Genomic DNA, 21,997 nt, shown 5'->3' with positions numbered 1-21,997 from the left:
CTAATTTATTGTTCGCCTTTTTTAATTCGGTAGTTTTTATATATTTTGATGCCTAGCATTAAAAGTAATGCTAAGCCTATTAATCCACCCATGCCAAAAAGCCAGTTGGTTGCTGTTTTTGTGATGGCTAAAAACACAACAGCAAACAAAATTAAAGTAGCTCCTTCATTCCATAAACGCATTTGGTTAGATGTCCATTTTATAATATCTTGTTGAAATTGCTTAAATATAAAATGTGTTTTAATGTGGTAGGCAAACAACAACACAACAAAAGCCAGCTTAATATGCATCCATGGGCTTTGCAACCACCCAGGTTGAAGCAGGAGCAGCCAAACAGCAAATAAGCTTGCTAAAATAGCTGATGGCCAAGTAATGATATTCCACAAACGCCTACTCATTAATTTAAATTGCTCGGTTAAAATTTCAGCTTCATTTTTGGGTCTTTCTGAAGCTTCAATATGGTAAATAAATAACCTTGGCATATAAAATAAGCCAGCAAACCAGGTAACCACAAATATTAAATGAAGGGATTTAATGTATAGATATTCCATAAGTATAAAATCAAACAATGGTTTTCAAAGATACAGAATCGCTACTTAAAACGCCTTCAATTGTTCAATCCATCTTTTTATTCAATTTAGACTGAATGGCATCTTCTAAATTTTCAACTTTTTGGCTTCCTAAATAAACGGAGTTTTTATTTTTCATTTTAATTAATAGCCCATTGTTTCCATACATTCTATATAATGTGCCGAATTTTTTGTGATAGCTTTTTCGGTTAGGTGGAAATTTAAAATTGGTTTTTTCTACTGAAACAATTTCAGATAAAAGAACTTTCATGTTTCCAACAAACGGATGTTTAATATATAGTGTGGTTGTATCTACTTTAGTTTTCATACCAATTTTGGAAAAGGAAACATATAAAGCCAAAGTAAAAAGGAAAAAAGTGGTAAAAATTTCAAACATACTACTATCTTGAATTAACCCAAGAATAGCTCCAACTACAAAGGCAACAAAAGTTATTTTAAAAATCAATTTTACCAATTTTTGATTGGTTAAAAACTGAATTTCTAAAAATGTAGTTTCCATTTATAAATCCATTCTTTTGGCATCGAGCTTTAAAAATATAAAAATTAAAATTAAAGTTCCCCATAAACCAGATCCGCCATAACTAAAGAAAGGTAAAGGAATACCTACAGTTGGAAAAATACCGATGACCATCCCAATATTAACTGCAAAATGAAAAAATAAAATACTTAATACACTGTAACCATAAATGCGGTTAAATGGAGATTTTTGGCGTTCAGCTAAAAACCAAAAACGAAACATAAGACTACAAAACAAAAGCACAACTAAACTACTTCCTACAAAACCCCATTCTTCTCCAACTGCACTAAAAATATAATCAGTGTGTTGCTCTGGCACGTACTTTCCTGTTGTTTGTGTTCCTTGCAACCAGCCTTTTCCTGTTAAACCACCACTACCAATGGCAACCTTACTATGGTAGGTGTTGTATTCTGCTCCTAGCGGGTCGGATTTCATTCCTAAAATCAGTTCAAATCGATCTTGATGATGGGGTTGCAAAACTTTATCAAAAATAAAATTAGAAGCAAACGAAAAACCAATGCACAAAGCAACCACCAAAAAAGGTAATGCATAGTTTGGTTTCGATTTGCGTTTAAAATATAGCATAATGATACTTAAAAGCAAAATAGCAAGACTTACATAAATGGCCCCAAACTTTATCGTAGTTAAAAAAATAGAAATAATTAAAGCACCTATTATTAAATAAATTCCTGGTAATCCTTCTCTGTATAAAGGAATAATAAATGCTACATACATTAATGCACTTCCCGCATCGGGTTGAAGCATAATTAATGCCATTGGCAAAAGCATTAACAAGAGTACTTGTAATTGATTTTTAAAGTTTTTTAAGCTTACGTTTATGCCAGTTAAATATTTAGCGATAGCTAAGGCCGCAGCAGCTTTAACAAATTCTGCTGGTTGGATACTAAAACTTCCAAAAGAATACCAAGCAGTTTGACCAGCAATGGTTTTACCAAAAAAAGGTAAACCCAATAATACCAATAAAGCCAGTATATAAATTACACTTGCAAAACGTTGGTAAAACTTCGCTTCTACAGATAGGATTATAATAACCAAGAAAAAGCTCATTCCAATCCAAAGCAACTGTTTTCCGTAGAGTTTAGACGTGTCAAAAACATTAGGTTGTTCTTCAGCAAGTGTTGTAGAATAGATGGTAGCCCATCCCATTGCAATTAACAGGAGTACAATAAGGATACTTAACCAATCTATTTTTAAAAGTGTCTTCAAATTACTGATTTATTTTGAATTCTTCACCGCTATATGGTTTTGCATATTCTTCTTCTAAACTATGCGTTAAAATCCAATTTTCTAGGTCAGTTCTACTTATATTTCCTTTCAAGTATTTTTCTACCATTAAACTGGCTATTTTTCCAGCATATCTTGCTCCAAATCCGCCATTTTCTACAAAAACAGCTAAAGCAATTTTAGGATTATCTTTAGGCGCGAAAGCTACAAAAATAGAATGGTCGGTTAATTGTTTCCGTTCACCATCTATTCTTGTAAAATTTTCTGCCGTACCTGTTTTTCCACAAATTTCAATGCCTTCAACTTGTAAATATCTTGCTGTTCCATACTTGTAGACATCGTGCATACCATCTATTACGGGTTCAAAATACTTTTCATCGATGGTGGTTTTGTTTTTTACCGTATAAACTGAATCTTTAATTGCACTTCCATCAATTTCCTTCAAAATATGTGGTCTATAAAACCAACCACGATTAGCAACTGCAGCAATGGCATTAGCTAGTTGAATAGGTGTTGTTTCAATTTCGCCTTGGCCGATGGCGTTGGACAATGTTGCTGTAGCATACCATTTAAATTTATAAGCCGAATTGTAATAGGTTGAATCTGGAATTCTTCCTTTTCTCCCTACTTTTAAATCATACCCAAGGAAATTCCCAAAGCCAAAACTTTTCATGTGTTTACTCCATGCTTCAATTCCAATTGGAGCAGTTTCAAATTTTTCAATAGTTCGGCGATAAACTTGTGCAAAATATGAATTACACGAATAAGCAATACCAGAAATCATTTCTACCGGACTTGCATGTGCATGACATCCCATCCTGTCGCTACGACCATAGGAATAACCACCATAACAAGAAAATTTTTCGTTAAGGCCAACCACTCCTTCTTGTAGAGCAGCCAAACCTGTAAACACTTTAAAAGGCGAACCTGGTGGATACATGGCCTGTAAACCACGATCGAATAGTGGTTTAGAGATTGAGTCATACCACATTTTGGTATAATTCCTAGAGCGTTTTCTACCCACTAAATCGTCTGGATCGTAGCTTGGAGCACTCACAAGAGCTAAGATCTCTCCTGTTTCAGGTTCTAAAGCAACAATGCCTCCCCATTTATTTTGCATCAACTTTTCGCCGTAAGCTTGCAAAGCTAAGTCAATGGTTAAGGTTAAATCTTTTCCTTTTTTGGGAATGGTATCGAAAACACCATTTTCGTAACTCCCTATGTTTCGGTTAAAATTATCTCTTTGGTAATATTTAACCCCTCGCGTTCCGCGTAATATTTCTTCATATTGACTTTCAACTCCTTGCCTTCCAATTAATTCTCCAGATTGGTAATATGGGTTTCTGTCTAAATCTCGCTGATTTACTTCGGCTATATACCCTAAAAAATTGGCCCCGCTATTGGTTTGGTAGTCTCGAAGTTGGCGTTTTTGAATATAAAAACCATCGTATTTATGCAGTTGTTCTTGTAAATAAGCATATTCTTTTTTGGTAAGCTGCGGAGTAATAATATAAGGAAGCCTAGGTGAGTATACCCAAGCTTTTCTCAATTGATTTTTAAGGCGTTCTGGACTAATATTCAAAATCTCTGCAAATGCAATTGTATCGAAAGGCTCTACATCTAAAGGTACAGCCATAACATCGTAAGCGGGTTGGTTAGCAACCAACAACTCTCCATTTCGATCAAAAATATAGCCCCGTTGTGGATAGTCGTATACTTTTTTGGTAGAAAACTCTAAAGCCACTTCTTTGTAAGAATCATCGATGAGTTGTAAATACACTAACCTACCTAAAAAAATAAAAGCAACTAGACTTATGAGAAGGAAAGGAAGTAATTTTCTCATTTTCTATTACGTATTAATTGTACAAACAACAACATTAAAAATAACGAAAACAGACCAGATAACAAGGTGCTTTTTACAATATAAAGTGAATGTTTTAACGAAAATGCTTCTAGTGCAAACATGACTAGATGGTGAGTAAAAACCATGATAGCCAAATAATTAAAACGCTGCTTAAAGCCTTCATTATAAAATTTTAAAGTTTGGTAATCGTAATTTATACCAAACGAAAATCTCAAAACCAAAGGTCTTACGAAAGCAATTACTAAACAAGCTGCCGCATGAACACCACCTGTGTTTTCAAAAAAATCGACACTTAAACCCATAACAAAAGCTAAAAATAAAGCTTGAATTTTATTGATATTTAAAGGTAATAAAATAACAAATAATGGATAAACATAGGGCTTTAAAAAACCCATAAACAACATATTATTGAGTATTAAAACTTGTAGTAATAACAAGATTATAAACCGAATACCATGAACAGCATAATTATTCATCGGATGCATTATTTTGAAAAAGCAAACTAGCTTCTTCTTGTTTATTAAACTGTATTACATATACATTTTCTACACTCGTCATATCATTAAACAAACTTACCTGAATGGTGTAGTACCCTTGATTTTCATTCAAATCAAAATTTGAAACATAACCAATAGGAATATTAGCAGGAAAGATTAATGAATTTCCACCCGTAACAATAGTGTCGCCTTTTTGAATAGTTGCTGAACGAGGCACATCGATTAGTTGTGTAAGGTTTGGATTTTTACCATCCCATACAAGGGAACCAAAATGATTGGATTTTTTCAATTTTGCATTAATTGAGATATTTGAGTTTAAAATAGAAATTATTCGAGCATAACTTTCGCTGGTTTCTTCAATAACACCCACAATTCCTTTACTCGAAATTACTCCCATATTCTCGGCAACTGTATCTTTACTTCCTTTGTTCAACAACAAATAATTATCTTTTTTAGCATACGAATTTGCTAAAATTTTAGCTGGAAATGACTTAAAACTAGTATTTTGCGTTATTAAAGAATCAGAAGGAAAATCAATGTTATGTTGTAGATTAATCAGTGCATTTCTTAAATCTGCATTTTCTTCGCTAAGTTTTTTGTTTTCCGATTTTAAATTGAAATACTCGCTCACATTATACGAAGCTTCATAAATTGAACCACTTATAAAATTAGTAGATGAAACCCATTTAGATGAATGATAAGAGTGTGCCTCAATAATTAAAGCAATTGCAACAAAAAACAACAAGAAAAAGGTTAATCCGGTTTTAAACCTGACTAAAAAGTTGAAGATTTGCTGCATACATCAAGTTGCTTATTTTATGAGAACTGGCTTGTAGCGTTCAATATCTTTTAACGTAATTCCGGTGCCACGAACAATGGCGCGTAAAGGGTCTTCGGCAATATAAACCGGTAAATCTGTTTTTTGAGATAGACGCTTATCTAAACCGCGTAACATAGAACCTCCACCCGCTAAATAAATTCCGGTGTTATAAATATCTGCTGCTAATTCTGGTGGGGTTTGCGATAAAGTTTCCATCACTGCATCTTCAATTCGTAAAATTGATTTATCTAAAGCTTTTGCAATTTCTCTTGAAGAAATTTCTACTTGTTTAGGCTTTCCTGTAAGCAAATCTCTTCCTTGCACGTTCATATCGTCTGGAACCGTTTCTAGCTCTTCTGTAGCAGCGCCTAATTGAATTTTAATTTTCTCTGCAGTGCGTTCTCCAACAAATAAGTTATGCTGCGTACGCATGTAATAAATAATGTCGTTGGTAAAGACATCTCCAGCAATTTTAACCGATTTATCACACACAATTCCGCCAAGCGCAATTACAGCAATTTCGGTAGTACCTCCACCTATATCTACAATCATGTTTCCTTTGGGCTGCATAATATCTACACCAATACCAATTGCAGCTGCCATGGGTTCGTGAATTAAATACACTTCTTTACCATTTACACGTTCAGCTGAATCTTTTACGGCTCGCATTTCTACTTCTGTAATTCCACTTGGTATACAAATTACCATCCGCAAAGATGGCGTAAACATACGTTTTTTTAAGGCCGGAATTTCACGAATAAACATACTGATCATTTGTTCGCTGGCTTCAAAATCAGCAATAACACCGTCTTTTAAAGGTCGAATAGTTTTAATGTTTTCGTGGGTTTTACCCTGCATCATCGCTGCTTCTTTTCCAGCAGCTATAATTTTTCCAGAAATGCGGTCTTTTGCAACAATCGACGGACTATCTACCACAACTTTATCATTGTGAATAATTAAGGTGTTTGCTGTTCCTAAGTCTATAGCAATTTCTTCGGTAAGAAAATCAAAAAATCCCATAATATAAATGTGGTAAAAAGGGTATTAAACTAACAATTGCTAAAAGTAATAAAATTAATGCTTAAAATGTCGTGTGCCGGTCATTAACATTGATATATTTTTTTCATTGCAAAAATCAATACTTAGTTGATCTTTTATCGAACCGCCAGGCTGAATTACACTACTAATTCCTGCATTGTATGCAATTTCTACACAATCTGGAAATGGAAAAAACGCATCGCTCGCCATTACTGCTTCGTTTAAATCGAAACCAAAGGCTTTAGCTTTAGCTACGGCTTGATTTAGCGCATCTACTCTAGAAGTTTGCCCTGTTCCACTAGCCAATAACTGATTGTTTTTAGCTAACACAATGGTATTGGATTTGGTATGCTTACAGATTTTAGAAGCAAACAACAAATCGCTTACTTCTCTTGCTGAAGCTTCTTTTTCTGTTGCTGTTTTTAACATAGCTGCATCGTCGGTGATATGGTCTCTGCCTTGTACTAAGATTCCATTTAAGCAGCTGCGCACAATTTTATTAGCAGGTTCAAAGTTTTTAAGGATCAATAAAACTCTGTTTTTCTTTCCTCTTAAAATTTCTAGTGCTTCAACTGAAAAGCTTGGAGCAATAACTACTTCGCAAAATAATTTATGAATTTCTTCTGCTGTAGCTGCGTCAATTTCGGTGTTTGCAATTAAGATTCCACCAAATGCAGAAACAGGATCACCTGCTAAGGCATCGGTATAGGCTTGAGCAATAGTTTCACGTTGTGCTAAACCACAGGCGTTGTTGTGCTTTAAAATGGCAAAAGTAGGTGCTTCACCTTTAAATTCGTGCATGAGTTGTACAGCTGCATCTACATCTAATAAATTATTGTAAGAAAGTTCCTTACCGTGTAACTTTTCGAAAACTTCATCAAAATCGCCATAAAAACTTGCTTCTTGGTGTGGATTTTCGCCATAACGTAATTTTTTTTGGGGCTGAAAACTACTTTTAAATCTAGCTTGTTCTTCGTCTTTGCTGAAGTAATTAAAAATGGCTGTGTCGTAATGCGATGAAACTTGAAAAGCTTCCATAGCCATTTTTTTACGCTGTTGAAGCGAAGTTGAAGCTTCTTGATTTTCAATTAAATGCAACAATTCTTGGTATTGCGTTTGGTTAGAAACACAAAGTACATCTTTGTAATTTTTAGCGGCTGCACGAATTAAAGAAATGCCACCAATGTCTATTTTTTCGATAATATCTTGTTCGCTTGCGCCAGATGCCAGTGTTTTTTCAAAGGGATATAAGTCAACAATTACTAAATCGATTTGCGGAATTTCAAATTCTGATAATTCATTTTGATCCGATTGGTTTTCTGCTCTATTTAAAATACCACCAAAAACTTTGGGATGTAAAGTTTTAACTCTACCGCCCAAAATCGACGGATACGAAGTAATATCTTCTACAGGAGTAACTTTTACACCTTGTTCTTCAATAAATTTTTGGGTGCCGCCAGTAGAGTAAATTTGTACGCCTTGTTGCGCCAAAGCTTTTACCACTGGAGTTAATCCATCTTTGTGAAATACAGAAATTAAGGCCGATTTAATTTTATGTTGCGCTTGCATGATGTTGAATTTTTTGCTTGTGCGAAAGTAGTTTTTTTTGATGCAAAGTGAAAGAGAATTTTGGGTAAAAAACTGTATTATTCAACAAGCAATCTGTTTTAAATTTTAAAGCCTTGCTTCCAACAACATTTTAGTGTATGCGTGCTTTGGCGAAGCATACACCTCATCGGCTTCTCCACGTTCTACAATTTGGCCTTCTTTCATAACCAATAATTGGTCGGCCATGTATTTTACAACGGCTAAATCGTGAGAAATAAAAAGATAAGTAAAGCCAAAGTCTTCTTTTAATTCGTTTAATAAATTCAAAACTTGTGCTTGTACCGAAATATCTAAAGCCGAAACTGACTCGTCGCAGACAATGAGTTTAGGCTGAACGGCAATGGTGCGAGCAATGCCAATACGTTGGCGCTGACCGCCACTAAATTCATGCGGATACCGAGTAAAATGTATTTCTTCTAAGCCTACGCGCTTCAAGAGTTGTAAAGCTTTTTCTTTGCGCTCTTGGTTAGAATTATATAAAGCATGCACTTTCATGGGTTCCATAATGGCTTCACCAACTGGAATTCGGGGGTTTAAAGATGAAAAAGGATCTTGAAAAATCAACTGAATTTCTCTTCTCAACTTCCGCAATTCTTCGCCTTTTAAGTGCGTAATGTCTTTACCTTTATAAAAAATTTGCCCAGCATTGGGTTGATCTAAGCGTAAAATTAAATTTCCCAAGGTAGATTTACCACAACCCGATTCGCCTACTAAACCTAGAGTTTCGCCTTCAAAAATTTGTAAATCGACTTGTTTTACCGCCTGGAATTCTACTTTTTTACTCCACCAGTTTTTTTGATCGATGAATTTTTTTACCAATCCTTTTACTTCAAGCAAAGGTGGATTGGCATATATTTTCTCATGTTTTTTTTGTCTTTCTGAAATTAATTCTGCTTCAGTAGAAACACTATTGTTTAAAAAATCGCTAACAGTTGGCAAGGGAAAAACGCGATTTTTGGTTGAAGGACGGGAAGCAATTAAAGCTTTTGTATAAAGTTCTTTGGGGGTTTCAAAAATGGCTTCTGTGGTATTTTGCTCTACTAAATTGCCTTGATGCATGACCAAAACACGCTGACAAAGTTGGGCTATAACTTCTAAATCATGCGATATAAACAACACACTCATTTGGGTTTCTTGCTGAAGCTCTTTTAACAACAACAAGATTTCTTTTTGAACGCTTACATCTAAAGCAGTTGTGGGTTCGTCTGCAATGAGCAGTTTGGGTTTACAAGCAATGGCCATGGCTATCATTACCCGTTGTTTTTGGCCACCACTAATTTGATGCGGATAAGCAGAAAATATAGATTCAGGTCGTGGTAATTTTACTTTTTCAAATAAGCGAAGCACTTCAAATCTAGCTTCTTGTTTAGACTGCTTTTTATGTTGTTGAAGCACCTCAATTACTTGTTGTCCACACTTCATCGAAGGATTTAAGGAACTCATGGGTTCTTGAAAAATCATGCTGATTTTGTTACCACGAATTTTCTGCCATTCAGTATCCGATAGTGCAAGTAAATTTTTGTTTTCGAAAGTTAATTCTCCTTCAATTTTTGCATTTTTACCAAGCAAACCCATGGCAGCTAAACTAGAAACCGATTTACCCGAACCTGATTCGCCTACAATGCCAACAATTTCATTTGGAAAAACTTCGTATGAAATTCCATGTACAACCTGAGTTAATTCGGCATCATTCGGAAAACTTATCGATAAATTTTCAACTTTAAGTAATGCTGATTTTTCGGTCATGCTCAGCTTGGGTTATGTAGTTGTTATTTCGTGGTCTTCTAGCAATTCTTCTTGTCTTAATCTTAAAAAAACTTGTGCAATGGCAATTACATCTTTTTCACAATACACAATAATGCGGTCAATGTTGTTTTCTTCATAAAACACAGCTGCTACTTGGCTACCATCGATATCGTCTTTAGGCGATGGAATTTGTAAAATTTCGGTAAGTAATTTTAAAGATGTATAGTGTTTATAATCGCCAAACTTCCATAATTCTAGGGTATCGAGATGTGGAACTTCCCAAGGTTTTTTTCCAAAAAGATTGAGTTTTTCGGGCAGTGCAATTCCATGAATTAACATGCGTCTAGCAATGTAAGGAAAATCGAATTCCTTACCATTATGTGCGCAAAGCAAATGCTGTGGTTTAAAGAAATAATCTTCTAATAGGTGTTTAAATTCGATTAAAATTTCATTTTCTTCACCATAAAAGCTTTTCAATCTAAAGTTACGCTCACTTCCTTTAGGGTTAAAAAATCCTACTGAAATACAAACAATTTTTCCAAATTCTGCCCAAATTCCTGCGCGTTCATAAAATTCTTCGGGTGTAAATTCATCTTTGCGTTGATAGGATGTTTTATCTGCAAATAACTTTTGTTTGTTAGCAGAAAGTTGATTGAATTTTTGTTCTTCAGGAACAGTTTCAATATCTAAAAACAGGATGTTTTCTAAGTGAATTTTATGTAACATAATTCTTAGTTTTTATTTGGCATCTCGCATCATTTCGTAGGCTCCATTTAAATACTCATAAAAGTCGGATGGAAAAACTGCATTATTGCCTTTTTCTTCGCGTTCATGACCTAAACGTACAATTAAAATATTTTTCTCGGGATCGCCAATTACATATTGACCTAAAATACCTTGCATTACAAAAAAGTTTCTGCCACCAATTTCTTCTAGCCAAAAACCGTAACCGTAATTAGGATAATCGTCGAATCGCGGTTGAATGCATTGTTGAACAAATGCTTCATTTAAAATTTGTTTTCCATTCCATTGCCCATTGTTCATCATCAATAAACCAATTCTTGCAAAATCTCTTGCATTAGAAGAAATACAACAATAGGTTTTTTCCATTCCACTTTCTTGACTATCCAATTGCCAAAATGCGCGGTTTTCCATACCCATGGGTTTCCAAAAATTTTCGCTTAAATAAACCGAAAGGTTTTTGCCTATGGCTTTTTCTATAACCATTCCTAATAATTGTGTATTTCCGCTTAAATAATTAAAAGATTGGCCTGGTTGTTCATTAACGGATAAGCCTAATATTAAATCGCGTATATTTTCATCGTAATAAGCCTGAGCAGTAATTGAAAAAGGGGAATAATAATTTTCGTTCCAATTTAGTCCAGATGCCATTGAAGCCAAATCGCCAACAGTTACTTGGTCGGCATATTCGCCTTGTAATTCTGGAAAAAAATCAATTACTTTTTGGTCTAAGCTTTCTATAAATCCGTCTTCAATAGCTTTGCCTAACAATAAAGTGGTAATGCTTTTGGCCATAGAAAAGGAATTGGTAAAAGAGTCTGGCCCGTATCCATCCGCATAATTTTCGTGCCATAATTTTCCGTCTTTAAAAATCAGAAAGGCTATGGTTCCATACGTATGGTTGGCTTCACCTAATTGTTGCGGAATATATGCGGTATTGTAATCTTTGTGTTTTTTGAGTGGTGTTGCTTGGTTATTTTCGATACTTCGATTATCGAAATAGGTATAATCGTCTATAAATGCGGTGTCGTGACCTGTCATATAAACTACACGAATTCCTTTAAAAATGTAATCGTAACCTGTTATATAGAGTCCAAGAACAATAAGAATTAGAATTCCAATTATCCATTTAAGAATTTTGGCAATGGTTTTCATTCAAATGATTTTCAGTAAATGTACATATTTAGATGGATTTTGAAAATATGTAGTTATAAATTGTTTGTAATGGATTGCTTGTAGTGTCTTGTTTATGTTTTTGCGGTTAGTTTTTCGTAAATGAATTTTTTTCACCGAAGAGTCGCAGAGAACGCTGAGTTTTTATTTCAGAGCTATCTAACATAATTTACTCTTGATATTCCAGCTTCAAAATACCGATATCTTTTATTAGTTTTTCAATTTCATCATCTTTGGTTCCGTCGTAAAAACCACGAATTCTTTTTTCTTTGTCGACCAATACAAAATTTTCGGTGTGAACCAAATCATAAGGCCCACCATCGCCATCGGTTTTAGAAGCAACATAATGTTTTCTAGCTAAATCGTAAATGTGTTTTTTATCGCCGGTGACCATGTGCCATTTACCATCGACTAATCCCATTTTATCAGCATGTTTACGGAGTTGTTTTACATCGTCAATTTCGGGGGTTACGGTGTGCGATAAAAGTTTAATTTCATCATCTTTAATAAACTTATCTTGAATAACCCGCATGTTTTCGGTCATAGGAATGCAAATACTCATGCAGGTAGTAAAAAAGAAGTCTGCTACATAAATTTTATTTTCAAAATCTTTGGGTGTTATGCTATCACCATTTTGATTAATTAGATTGAAGTTGCCAATTTTATGAAACTTTCTCACATATTGAACACTGGTGTCTGCTAATTCTTTATTTACCATATCTGGCTGATAAATAGGTAGCTTTGGATCTACTTTTAGCGCATTATAAATTAAGCTAATTATAATTGCCGAAAGTATAAACATAAAGATGGCAAAGGATTTATATTTAGAGAAGAATTTAAGCATAGCAGCCGAATTGAACTATATAATTAGTAAAGAATAAGTAATGCAAATTTAAGAAACCTAGTTTAAGTGTAGCTTCTTTTTAAGATATAAGGTTTATTTAATTAGCGAAGGTTTAACAGACAAAAAAGAAACGCCCTAAGTTACTACCTAAGGCGTTTTAAAATGAAATACAGATTCAAGAAAACATTATTCTCCTTGTCCTAATGAAAATCCGCGCTGATTGTTAAAATTATACAGGTTTTCTGTTTTGATAATATCAAAATCTATAGCCGATAATTTTGAAAGTAGTGCAAGCACATGATCAAATTCAATTGGAGCATAAGCAGAATTTTCATGATCTACCCCTACAAATCTACAACGCCAATGATCCGTGCAGTAGGTTTCTTTTAAACCATTAGGAAAAACTTTTACTCCACGATTGGTAATCATTTTCAATTCGAGCTTATAAGCTTTAATGTCTGCAAGTTCATTTCCAATTTTATTAGGGTTTTTGCCTTTCCAATCTATAAAAACATCTACCCCAACCAATTCTTTTTTCTCTTCTTTTCTTATGTAATCTGGCACTTTTATAGTTCCGCTTCCCTTAGACAAATCGCTTGTAGATAAGTGAGTTGGTGTTTTATCTAAGTTAGTAATTACATGGTCTGCAAATTCTTTGGTTCCCAATCTTTCTTTACTAACACCCTCGCGATAAATATCGGCAGTATGATAACCTTGTTCTAAGGTTACTAACCATGCATTTTTAACTTTGTCGCCAATTTCTGGCTGCCCAATGTGAGCCAACATAGAAACTGCAGCATTAATAAGTCCGGAAGGATTTGCTATGTTTTTGCCTGCAATATCTGGAGCAGAACCGTGGATGGCTTCAAACATGGCTACATTTTTACCAATGTTAGCAGAGCCGCACATTCCTACAGATCCACCAATTTCTGCAGCAATATCAGATATAATATCTCCATATAAATTGGCTGTAACAATTACATCGTAGTTTTCTGGTTGATTTGCTAAGCGCGCCGAACCTATGTCTATAATTTGAGTTTCATTTTGTATTTCTGGGTATTCTACAGCAATCTCATCGAACACTTTATGAAATAATCCGTCCGTTATTTTCATAATATTGTCTTTCAACATACAGGTTACCTTTTTTCTTCCATAAGCTTTTGCATATTCAAATGCATAGCGAACAATGCGCTCGCAGCCTGGACGTGTAATTAATTTTAAACATTGGTATACATCTTGTGTTTGCCTATGCTCGATTCCTGCATACAAATCTTCTTCGTTTTCTCTAATCACTACTACATCCATAGCTGGAAAATGACTAGGCACATACGGAGTAAGAGCTTGTACCGGTCTAATGTTTGCGAATAAACCCAGAGATTTTCTCAAGGTTACATTTAAACTTTTATAACCTTTACCTTGTGGAGTTGTTATTGGAGCTTTAAAAATTACTTTATTATTATTTACAGCTTCCCAAGATGCATCATCAATGCCAGAAGTATTTCCCGATAAATATACCTTTTCACCCAATTCAATAAATTCAGGTTCAATATGCGCACCTGCTGCACTCAAAATTCGCAGGGTAGCATTCATAATTTCCGGACCGATACCATCGCCTTTTGCCACAGCAATTTTTACTGGCTTATAAAGCTTGTTGCTTTTAATTTGCTTATTTGCTTCTAATGTACTCATGATTAATGGTTTTAAGTTATGCTTGCAAATATGCAAAGATTAATTCATAAGTTTTTATTTATATGTTATATATAATACATAAATAGTTTTTATGTAAAGGTTTTGTTTGTTCTTCCTTACATAGGGCTTAAGCTTTCATATAAAAACACAAAACAAGCCAAAAGTAAGGGCTTGTTTTGTATAGAAGCAATTGTAATTTAATAAATAGTCAGAAATTAATCGCTAATAATTTCATGCTGATGTTTGATGGATTCTTCATGAATAGCTTTTAAAAATTTTAAAATAAAATCTTCGCTTAAGCTTTGTTCTTTTCCTAAATGAATCATTTTGCCTAAGATGCTGTTCCATCGTTTAGATTGTAAAATGGCTACATTATTCTTCTTTTTTAACAAGCCTATTTCGTCTGCAATACGCATTCGTTTTCCTAAAGCATCGAGAATTTGTTGATCTAAGACATCTATTTTTACTCTTAAGTTCTGTAAACATTCCTGGTAGTCACTTGCTTTAGTGGTTTCTTTTCTAATTTTTAAATCTACCGTTATTTGGTCTAAACTACTTGGCGTAATTTGTTGCTTGGCATCGCTCCATGCATTATTGGGGTCAAAATGCGTTTCTACCATAATTCCGTTGTAATTTAAATCTAAGCTTGTTTGGCATAAATCAAAAATTAAATCTCTTCTTCCAGCAATATGCGAAGGATCTAAAATTAAAGGCAGATCTGGAAATTCATTTTGTAAATCGATAGCAATTTGCCATTCGGGATTATTTCGGTATTTAGTCTTTTCGTAAGTAGAAAATCCACGGTGAATTACGCCTAAATTTTTAATATTGGCATCATGCAAACGTTCTACAGCACCAAGCCACAAAGGCAAATCTGGATTTACTGGGTTTTTTACCAATACAATTTTGTCGGTGCCTTGTAAAGCATCGGCAATATCTTGTACAATAAAAGGACTTACCGTACTTCTGGCACCGATCCAAAGCACATCTACATCTGCTTTTAATGCGAGCTCAACATGGTTTTTATTAGCTACTTCGGTGGCGATTTTTAAACCGGTTTCTTCTTTAGCGCGTTGTAACCATTTTAAGCCAATGGCTCCAATTCCTTCAAAATTGCCTGGGCGAGTTCTTGGCTTCCAAATACCTGCACGTAAAATACTGGTATCTGTTTCTTTTAACTGATGCGCTATTTTTACTACTTGGTCTTCTGTTTCTGCGCTACAAGGCCCAGCAATAACCAATGGATGGTTCAGGCCTAGGTTATTTAACCAGGTTTTCATCTCTTTTCTATTTTCCATGCTTTCTTTTATTTTTTGGCTAATATCTCTTTAATTCTACTTGTTGAATTCAATAAATTTTCAAGTTCAGAAAATTGGTTGGTTTCTAAAAGTTTTTCAAATTCTTTTAAATTTTGTTGATACTCTTTTAGGCTAGTTAGTACCTCAGCTTTATTTTGCTTAAATATGGCTATCCAAGTTTTAGAATTCGATTTAGCTAAACGCACCGTAGATTCGAAGCCACTGCCTGCTAAATTGAAAATTTCACCTTCATTTTTTTCTAAATCCAATACTGTTTTTCCTAACATAAATGAACTTACATGCGATAAATGCGAAACATACGCTAAATGTTTATCGTGTTCTTTGGGCGACATAAAATGAAGCTGCATTTTGAGTTTCTGTAAAATTTGGTAGGCCTTTTTCTTTAAATTTTCATCGGTTTTTTCAGCTTCGCAAACAATCATCATCGCGTTGTTAAACAAACTAGCAAAAGCGGCCTTTGGTCCCGAAAATTCTGTTCCTGCAATGGGATGCAAGGCTAAAAATTGATTGCGTTTTACATGATTTTTTACCGCTTCGCAAACATCATTTTTTGTAGAACCCATATCGATTACTAAACATTCTTTTTCTGCTTGATGTAAAATTTCGGGTAACAATGCACTTGCTGCATCAACCGGAATACTCAAAACAATTAAATCGAAGTTTTTTAAATCGTCTATACTTCCTTTATGGTGAATAATTTTCCGAGCCAAAGCCGCTTCAATATGTGCTTGATTGTGGTCTATTCCCCAAATTTCTACTTCAAGAACATGTTCTTGCAAGGCCAACGCAAAAGAACCACCGATTAAACCTAAACCTATGCTGGCTACTTTCATAAGTTCGTTTTTTTGAATTTTTGAACCCGTTCTAAACAAACTTGTAAGTCTGCTATATCAACACATAAGGAAAATCGCAGATATGTTTCTCCTTGGCTTCCAAATATTTTTCCTGGCGTAACAAATAAGTCGGCTTCATAGAGTAATCGATCAGCTAATTTTTCTGCTTTTTCTTTATTTTTTAATTGTGCCCAAACAAATAAGCCTGTGGTATTTTCATCGTAACTTAAATCGAGCTCGTCTGCAATTTTCCAAATCCATTGCCGGCGTTTTTTATAAACTTCATTTAATTCAGTAAACCAATTTTTTTCTAACTGAAGTACTTTTGCTGCGGTTTGCTGAATGGGTAAAAACATCCCACTATCCATATTGCTTTTCACTTTAATTACCGCATTTACAAATGAAGCGTTTCCGACTAAAAACCCTGTTCTAAAACCAGCTAAGTTAAAGCTTTTACTCATGGAGTTTAACTCTAGAGCAACTTGATTGGCATTAGGTAGCTGAAAAACAGAAAATGGATTTTCGGTTAAAATCATGCTGTAAGGATTGTCGTTTACCAACAAAATTTCATGTTGAATGGCAAAGTTGATAATTTTTTGAATTTTTTGTCGGTCGGCATCTGCACCTGTTGGCATGTTCGGATAGTTAATCCACATGATTTTTACTTTAGATAGATCCATTTGTTGAAGCATTTCTAAATTAGGATGCCATTTATTTTCTTCATCTAAATTATAAAACTTGGGTACTGCATTTAACAATTTAGTTACCGCAGCATAAGTTGGATAACCTGGATTGGGAATTAAAACTTGGTCGCCTTCATTTAAAAATGCCATAGAAGTGAGCATAATTCCTTCCTTAGAACCCATTAACGGCAGAATTTCTTCTTCAGGATCAATGCTAAGATTGTAGTGTTGTTTATAAAAAAAAGCCAATGCATTTCGCAATTCGTCAATACCGCGATATGCCTGATATTGAAAAGCATTTTTTTCGTGCAAAGCATCTTCAATAGCTTGAAAAACCGAGTTGGGCGGAGCTAAATCTGGGCTGCCAATCCCTAAGTTTATAATTGGTTTTCCTGCTTCTTTTAAAGCTTTTACTTCTTTTAACTTTTTGCTAAAGTAGTATTCTTCTGTTTGCGCTAATCGCGTTGAAAATCGAATCATATTCTTCCGCTTTTGTATAGACCAAGTACTTGAAATACTTCTGTAGTAGAAGTTAGCTCTTGGCTCATTTTTTTAAAATTCTCTGCATCTGTAAATCGCACATCAACAATAAAAGCGTAAGTCCATTTTTTATGAGCAATGGGAATGCTTTGTATTTTAGTGAGATTCATTTGGTATTGATGCATTACAGCTAAGAGCACTGCTAAACTTCCACGCTCATGCTTTAATTCAAAATGCAAAGTGGCTTTGTTGGCATTTTCTATTCCTGTTTTAGCCGACTTTTCTAATAATACAAAACGGGTTTCGTTGGAGTCGACATCTTGTATATTGGGCTGAATAACAGTTAAGCCAAACAATTCGGCTGTGCCAGTTGGCACCAAAGCAGCCACATTTTTTTGTTTATTTTCTGCAATAACTTTAGCGGGTAGAGCAGTATCTTCATCTTCAATTAAGCGAATATGTGGGTGTGCATTAAAAAATTCGCCACACTGATGTAGTGCCATTTGGTGAGATTTTACTTGGGTAATATCTTCTATACTTTGGTTAGGTAAAGCGACTAAATTATGACAGATGTTTAAATAAAACTCTTGGGTAATTTGCAAATTAGCATCGATGAGTAATCGGTAATTGGGCAAAATACTTCCCGCAATAGAATTTTCTATGGCCATTAAAGCTGCATCTACTTGGTTATGAACCAAAGCATCTACAACTTCTCTAAAAGTTGAACATGCTTTTATTTGCGTTTGTGCATTAAAATAATCCGTAATCACTTTATAATGATTAGAACCTTCAATTCCTTGTATAGCAATTTTTGAAAAACTCATAGGCATAAAAAAAGCCCCATATTTGGGGCTTCTATAAATTTATGTTCACATTTATTTAGAACTCCCCTGTTTCGCTTGAAAAAGCAAAATAAAAATAGTTCCAGAAATAAACTTTGTTTAGCATTTGGTTTGTAATATATTGCTAAAGTAAAACAAAGATTTTAATGGCAAAATGTTTTCTACAAAAAAAGCCACAAAATCTTTCGATTTAAGGACTTTCATCCACAACATTGATTAGTTCATTTTAATATATATAAAAAACTTTTACTGATTACAAATGTAAGATGTTACAAGATGCACAATACAAGATATTTATACATTGCAGAGTCTATTTTTTGAAATACTGTTTTTAGCTTATAAATACAAAAAACGACTTAATCTAAGTACATCTCAATTAATCCTTCGGGAGTTTGAAAATAAAATTCTTGGTTAAGCTTATCGATTTTTTCAATAAACGAATCGTTTACAGGAATCAAAATTTCTTTACCGCTTGGGTGTTTAATTTCGAACAGGGCTTGTGGTGTGGAGTCGTTTACTCCAGATATGCTTCCTATTTTCCCTGAATTTTTATCGAAAGCGGTAAAGCCAATAATTTCGTGATAATAAAATTGGTCTTCAGCCAACTCAGGCAATTCTTTTATAGGAAGAAATACTGATAAGCCAACAAGCTCGTCGGCATCTTCTTCGTTAGCTATATCTTCGATTCGAACGCGGAGCAAGCTAGATTTATGAAGGCTGGATTCTTCAATAAAAAACGGAATCAATTTTTGGTTTAATTCTACCAAAATCGATTCCGTTGTAAGGTAAGTTTCGGGTTCGTCTGTATCTAATTTAATCAGTAACTCTCCCTTAAAGCTATATTTGCTAACGATTTTACCGAGATAAAAGCATTCATCTTTGGTCATCGTTAAACAATATTAAGCTTCCTTTTTGTCATCGCTAGCTTCTTCGGTTGCTGTTTCTTCTGTAGCTTCTTCCGTTTTAGCTTCTGCTTCTGCAGCAGCTTTTGCTTCAGCATCAGCTTCATCTTTAGCAGCTTTAGCATCAGCTTCACGCTTAGCATTTTTCTCTTTTTCTGCGTCTAAAGCTTTTTGTTTAGCTTCGGCTGCAGTTTGAGTTACTTCTTGGCTTTTAGCGAAAACTTGGTCTTCTTTTTCCTTTAACCAAGCTTCCATTTTTTCGTTAGCTTGCTCTTGGGTAAGTGCACCTTTATCTACTCCGGCTAGCAAGTGTTTTTTAAGCATTGCTCCTTTGTAAGAAAGAATTCTTCTTGCAGTATCGGTTGGTTGTGCTCCATTACGAAGCCATTTTACAGATGCATCTACATCTAGCTCAACCGTTGCAGGATTAGTGGTTGGATTGTAAATTCCTAATTTTTCTAAGAATTTACCATCTCTCTTAGCGCGCGCGTCGGCGGCTACTACCCAGTAAAAAGGTTTTCCTTTTTTACCGTGTCTTTGTAATCTGATTTTTACTGGCATAAAAATTAAATTTTGGAGTTCGCGACTCCGATTATTAATACTATTAAAATTGCGCGCAAAGATAAGCTAATTATTTTAAGACTTGCATTAAATAGATTGAATATTTTATTTTACATTTGTTTCTTAAATTTTAAACTTATTATGCGTAATATCCTGTATTTATTTGTCTTTGTTATTCTTTTTTCTGCCTGTGAAGATGTTGTTGAACCTAGCTCTATTATACAGGGTGAAGTAAACGAAACTTTGTTTAGATCGAACTCCGAAACTGCTTTTATTAACGAAGCTGGAGAACTTATTATTCAAGGCTCTAATGTAGATGCTGTAAGATTAAAAACCAATGCAAGCGCTGTTGGTCTTTATGAAATTTCACCGAATTCTGGTAATTCTGCTTCTTTTGTAAGCGATGGTAATACTTTTATTACAGCCGGACCAAATTCTGGGGGAATGATTGAAATTGAAGAAATAACCAATGCTTATGTAACAGGTAACTTTTATTTTGAAGCTAGAAGAAACGGTGTTGGCGAACGGCTAAACTTTTCTAAAGGTACAATTTGGCGTGTCCCGTTTAGCAATGCAGACATACCTATTAATGACGAAAATCCAGACGTAGAAAATGTGCTAGAAGCTACTGTAAATGGAAGCAACCTTAACATTCTTATTGTAATTGGAATGCAGCAAGGAAATTCAATTTTGTTTAGTGGCACAACTGCTTCACAAACTTCTATTGCTATTTCAATACCTAATCCTACGGAAGTTGGTGAATATGTTTTTGGACAAGATGAAGGTTTTGAAGCTTCCTACCAAACACCCGAAGGAATCGAGTTTGCTACAGACGGAAACATAGATGTTATTTCATTTAATGAAACATTAAATAGTGTAGCGGGTACATTTAACTTTACTACCGATGAAGGAAGTAGTATAACCAATGGTGAATTTATTATTTACTTTTAAACATGCCTAAAATATTAAAAATACGCGAACTGGGTTTTCACTGGGAAACTTTAGACCCGTTTCTATTTTGTGCATATCATCAAGACGATTTTCCTAAAGGAAATGAAAATCTAGGCCCAGACCCATCGTATCTAAGCGGAAGAATTCCAGGTAATGATTTTACCAAAAAAGATGGTTTTAGAATGTATCACGGCCAAAAAGTGCCTGGATTTCCTGGACATCCACATGCTGGTTTTGAAACCATAACTTTAGTTGAAGAAGGTTTTGCAGATCATTCTGATTCTTTAGGTGCAAAAGGGAGATTTGGAAATGGCGATGTACAATGGATGACGGCTGGTAAAGGCATTTTACATTCCGAAATGTTTCCGCTAGTACACCAAGACCAAAAAAATCCCTTGGTTTTATTTCAGTTGTGGTTAAACTTACCGGCTCGTTCAAAAAAAGTGAATCCACATTTTAAAATGTTTTGGAATGAAGATATTCCTGTTGAAAAAATAAACGATGCAAATGGTAATGGCATTAGTGTAAAACTAATTGCAGGTAAACTATGTAACCAAAAAGCAATTGCTCCCACACCAGATTCGTTTGCAGCAAAGGAAGAAAACCATGTGCAAATATGGCGAATAACGATGGATGCTCATGCAGAATGGGTGCTTCCTGCATCGAAAGCAAACACTAATAAAATGTTGTTTTTTTATAGTGGTAGTCAAATTGAAGCAGATGGATTTACCATACAAGAAAAGCATTCGCTTGTTTTAAATCCTACCGAAGAGCTGTTGTTAAAAAATGCAACCACTAAAGCTGAATTTCTACTTTTAGAAGGAATGCCGATTAACGAGCCTGTTGTACAACAAGGCCCTTTTGTGGCAAACTCTAGAACAGAAATGATGGAGGTAATTAACACCTATCAACATTCTCAATTTGGTGGATGGCCGCATGATGTGTACGAAAATGTACACGATAAAAACACAGGGCGTTTTGCTCAATATGCCAATGGTAAAATTGAGCATCCTACCAAAAAAAATTAATGTTGAATTTTAAGCTAGTAAATGCT

At 34.6% G+C, this 21,997-nt stretch carries 21 protein-coding genes; 2 read left to right on the top strand and 19 right to left on the bottom strand.

What is annotated here, in order from left to right; translation table 11 throughout:
• Positions 1-5: 5 nt before the first annotated feature.
• From IEV63_RS12465 to IEV63_RS12375, 19 genes are all read right to left on the bottom strand, one after another.
• A complete protein-coding gene (locus IEV63_RS12465) occupies positions 6-551 on the bottom strand; it encodes a CopD family protein (protein WP_188407146.1) in 546 nt (181 codons plus the stop codon).
• Between the two features lie 64 nt (positions 552-615).
• The gene (locus IEV63_RS12460) at positions 616-1,089 is read right to left on the bottom strand and encodes a hypothetical protein (protein ID WP_188407145.1); all 474 of its coding nucleotides are present in this window, start codon (positions 1,087-1,089) and stop codon (positions 616-618) included.
• Positions 1,090-2,334 carry a rod shape-determining protein RodA gene (gene rodA / locus IEV63_RS12455; RefSeq protein ID WP_262890067.1) on the bottom strand — a complete coding sequence of 415 codons (1,245 nt, stop codon included), beginning with the start codon at positions 2,332-2,334 and terminating at the stop codon, positions 1,090-1,092.
• Between the two features lies 1 nt (position 2,335).
• The gene (gene mrdA / locus IEV63_RS12450; RefSeq protein ID WP_188407144.1) at positions 2,336-4,195 is read right to left on the bottom strand and encodes a penicillin-binding protein 2; all 1,860 of its coding nucleotides are present in this window, start codon (positions 4,193-4,195) and stop codon (positions 2,336-2,338) included.
• A complete protein-coding gene (locus tag IEV63_RS12445; protein ID WP_188407143.1) occupies positions 4,192-4,692 on the bottom strand; it encodes a rod shape-determining protein MreD in 501 nt (166 codons plus the stop codon). The genes mrdA and IEV63_RS12445 overlap by 4 nt, the downstream gene beginning before the upstream one ends.
• Positions 4,685-5,512 carry a rod shape-determining protein MreC gene (gene mreC, locus IEV63_RS12440; RefSeq protein WP_188407142.1) on the bottom strand — a complete coding sequence of 276 codons (828 nt, stop codon included), beginning with the start codon at positions 5,510-5,512 and terminating at the stop codon, positions 4,685-4,687. Before mreC ends, IEV63_RS12445 begins: the two co-directional genes overlap by 8 nt.
• Positions 5,513-5,524: 12 nt before the next feature.
• On the bottom strand, positions 5,525-6,553 hold the full coding sequence (locus IEV63_RS12435; RefSeq protein ID WP_188407141.1) for a rod shape-determining protein: 1,029 nt from the start codon (positions 6,551-6,553) through the stop codon (positions 5,525-5,527).
• 54 nt (positions 6,554-6,607) lie between these two features.
• On the bottom strand, positions 6,608-8,140 hold the full coding sequence (gene purH / locus IEV63_RS12430) for a bifunctional phosphoribosylaminoimidazolecarboxamide formyltransferase/IMP cyclohydrolase (RefSeq protein ID WP_188407140.1): 1,533 nt from the start codon (positions 8,138-8,140) through the stop codon (positions 6,608-6,610).
• A 105-nt stretch (positions 8,141-8,245) separates the two neighbouring features.
• A complete protein-coding gene (locus tag IEV63_RS12425; protein WP_188407139.1) occupies positions 8,246-9,925 on the bottom strand; it encodes an ABC transporter ATP-binding protein in 1,680 nt (559 codons plus the stop codon).
• A gap of 12 nt (positions 9,926-9,937) precedes the next feature.
• Positions 9,938-10,651, bottom strand: coding sequence for a 3'-5' exonuclease (locus tag IEV63_RS12420; RefSeq protein WP_188407138.1), 714 nt, complete (start codon positions 10,649-10,651; stop codon positions 9,938-9,940).
• A 12-nt stretch (positions 10,652-10,663) separates the two neighbouring features.
• Positions 10,664-11,821: a serine hydrolase domain-containing protein gene (locus IEV63_RS12415; protein ID WP_188407137.1), complete on the bottom strand. Its 1,158-nt coding sequence runs from the start codon at positions 11,819-11,821 to the stop codon at positions 10,664-10,666.
• Positions 11,822-12,008: 187 nt separating this feature from the next.
• Positions 12,009-12,683, bottom strand: coding sequence for an SCO family protein (locus IEV63_RS12410; RefSeq protein ID WP_188407136.1), 675 nt, complete (start codon positions 12,681-12,683; stop codon positions 12,009-12,011).
• A 186-nt stretch (positions 12,684-12,869) separates the two neighbouring features.
• Entirely contained in the window at positions 12,870-14,372 is a 1,503-nt protein-coding gene (locus IEV63_RS12405; RefSeq protein ID WP_188407135.1) for an NADP-dependent isocitrate dehydrogenase, read from the bottom strand.
• 215 nt (positions 14,373-14,587) lie between these two features.
• A complete protein-coding gene (locus IEV63_RS12400) occupies positions 14,588-15,670 on the bottom strand; it encodes a bifunctional 3-deoxy-7-phosphoheptulonate synthase/chorismate mutase type II (RefSeq protein ID WP_188407134.1) in 1,083 nt (360 codons plus the stop codon).
• Positions 15,671-15,678: 8 nt separating this feature from the next.
• Positions 15,679-16,524: a prephenate dehydrogenase gene (locus IEV63_RS12395; RefSeq protein WP_188407133.1), complete on the bottom strand. Its 846-nt coding sequence runs from the start codon at positions 16,522-16,524 to the stop codon at positions 15,679-15,681.
• Complete coding sequence (locus tag IEV63_RS12390; RefSeq protein ID WP_188407132.1) at positions 16,521-17,687, bottom strand: pyridoxal phosphate-dependent aminotransferase; 1,167 nt, start codon at positions 17,685-17,687, stop codon at positions 16,521-16,523. The genes IEV63_RS12395 and IEV63_RS12390 overlap by 4 nt, the downstream gene beginning before the upstream one ends.
• On the bottom strand, positions 17,684-18,517 hold the full coding sequence (locus IEV63_RS12385) for a prephenate dehydratase (RefSeq protein ID WP_229737255.1): 834 nt from the start codon (positions 18,515-18,517) through the stop codon (positions 17,684-17,686). Before IEV63_RS12385 ends, IEV63_RS12390 begins: the two co-directional genes overlap by 4 nt.
• 368 nt (positions 18,518-18,885) lie before the next feature.
• Entirely contained in the window at positions 18,886-19,416 is a 531-nt protein-coding gene (rimM, locus tag IEV63_RS12380; protein WP_188407131.1) for a ribosome maturation factor RimM, read from the bottom strand.
• A 12-nt stretch (positions 19,417-19,428) separates the two neighbouring features.
• Positions 19,429-19,992: a 30S ribosomal protein S16 gene (locus tag IEV63_RS12375; RefSeq protein ID WP_188407130.1), complete on the bottom strand. Its 564-nt coding sequence runs from the start codon at positions 19,990-19,992 to the stop codon at positions 19,429-19,431.
• A 141-nt stretch (positions 19,993-20,133) separates the two neighbouring features.
• On the opposite strand from IEV63_RS12375, the gene IEV63_RS12370 reads away from it, so the two are divergent.
• Together IEV63_RS12370 and IEV63_RS12365 are read left to right on the top strand one after the other, a co-directional pair.
• Positions 20,134-20,943: a DUF6252 domain-containing protein gene (locus IEV63_RS12370; RefSeq protein ID WP_188407129.1), complete on the top strand. Its 810-nt coding sequence runs from the start codon at positions 20,134-20,136 to the stop codon at positions 20,941-20,943.
• Positions 20,944-20,945: 2 nt separating this feature from the next.
• The gene (locus IEV63_RS12365; protein WP_188407128.1) at positions 20,946-21,971 is read left to right on the top strand and encodes a pirin family protein; all 1,026 of its coding nucleotides are present in this window, start codon (positions 20,946-20,948) and stop codon (positions 21,969-21,971) included.
• Positions 21,972-21,997: the final 26 nt, after the last annotated feature.

The sequence above is a fragment of the Psychroflexus salis genome (assembly GCF_014640175.1).
Lineage (GTDB): Bacteria > Bacteroidota > Bacteroidia > Flavobacteriales > Flavobacteriaceae > Psychroflexus > Psychroflexus salis.
Note: the sequence above shows the minus strand (reverse complement) of the source record. Positions and strands in the feature narration are given on the sequence as shown.

Coding starts and splice junctions, on each gene's coding strand:
- IEV63_RS12370 (WP_188407129.1), top strand. CDS start 20,134: ATGCGTAATATCCTGTATTTATTTGTCTTTGTTATTCTTTTTTCTGCC.
- IEV63_RS12390 (WP_188407132.1), bottom strand. CDS start 17,687: ATGATTCGATTTTCAACGCGATTAGCGCAAACAGAAGAATACTACTTT.
- mrdA (WP_188407144.1), bottom strand. CDS start 4,195: ATGAGAAAATTACTTCCTTTCCTTCTCATAAGTCTAGTTGCTTTTATT.
- IEV63_RS12375 (WP_188407130.1), bottom strand. CDS start 19,992: ATGCCAGTAAAAATCAGATTACAAAGACACGGTAAAAAAGGAAAACCT.
- IEV63_RS12410 (WP_188407136.1), bottom strand. CDS start 12,683: ATGCTTAAATTCTTCTCTAAATATAAATCCTTTGCCATCTTTATGTTT.
- IEV63_RS12405 (WP_188407135.1), bottom strand. CDS start 14,372: ATGAGTACATTAGAAGCAAATAAGCAAATTAAAAGCAACAAGCTTTAT.
- mreC (WP_188407142.1), bottom strand. CDS start 5,512: ATGCAGCAAATCTTCAACTTTTTAGTCAGGTTTAAAACCGGATTAACC.
- purH (WP_188407140.1), bottom strand. CDS start 8,140: ATGCAAGCGCAACATAAAATTAAATCGGCCTTAATTTCTGTATTTCAC.
- IEV63_RS12365 (WP_188407128.1), top strand. CDS start 20,946: ATGCCTAAAATATTAAAAATACGCGAACTGGGTTTTCACTGGGAAACT.
- IEV63_RS12400 (WP_188407134.1), bottom strand. CDS start 15,670: ATGGAAAATAGAAAAGAGATGAAAACCTGGTTAAATAACCTAGGCCTG.
- IEV63_RS12465 (WP_188407146.1), bottom strand. CDS start 551: ATGGAATATCTATACATTAAATCCCTTCATTTAATATTTGTGGTTACC.
- IEV63_RS12420 (WP_188407138.1), bottom strand. CDS start 10,651: ATGTTACATAAAATTCACTTAGAAAACATCCTGTTTTTAGATATTGAA.
- IEV63_RS12445 (WP_188407143.1), bottom strand. CDS start 4,692: ATGAATAATTATGCTGTTCATGGTATTCGGTTTATAATCTTGTTATTA.
- IEV63_RS12460 (WP_188407145.1), bottom strand. CDS start 1,089: ATGGAAACTACATTTTTAGAAATTCAGTTTTTAACCAATCAAAAATTG.
- IEV63_RS12385 (WP_229737255.1), bottom strand. CDS start 18,517: ATGCCTATGAGTTTTTCAAAAATTGCTATACAAGGAATTGAAGGTTCT.
- IEV63_RS12425 (WP_188407139.1), bottom strand. CDS start 9,925: ATGACCGAAAAATCAGCATTACTTAAAGTTGAAAATTTATCGATAAGT.
- rimM (WP_188407131.1), bottom strand. CDS start 19,416: ATGACCAAAGATGAATGCTTTTATCTCGGTAAAATCGTTAGCAAATAT.
- IEV63_RS12435 (WP_188407141.1), bottom strand. CDS start 6,553: ATGGGATTTTTTGATTTTCTTACCGAAGAAATTGCTATAGACTTAGGA.
- IEV63_RS12415 (WP_188407137.1), bottom strand. CDS start 11,821: ATGAAAACCATTGCCAAAATTCTTAAATGGATAATTGGAATTCTAATT.
- IEV63_RS12395 (WP_188407133.1), bottom strand. CDS start 16,524: ATGAAAGTAGCCAGCATAGGTTTAGGTTTAATCGGTGGTTCTTTTGCG.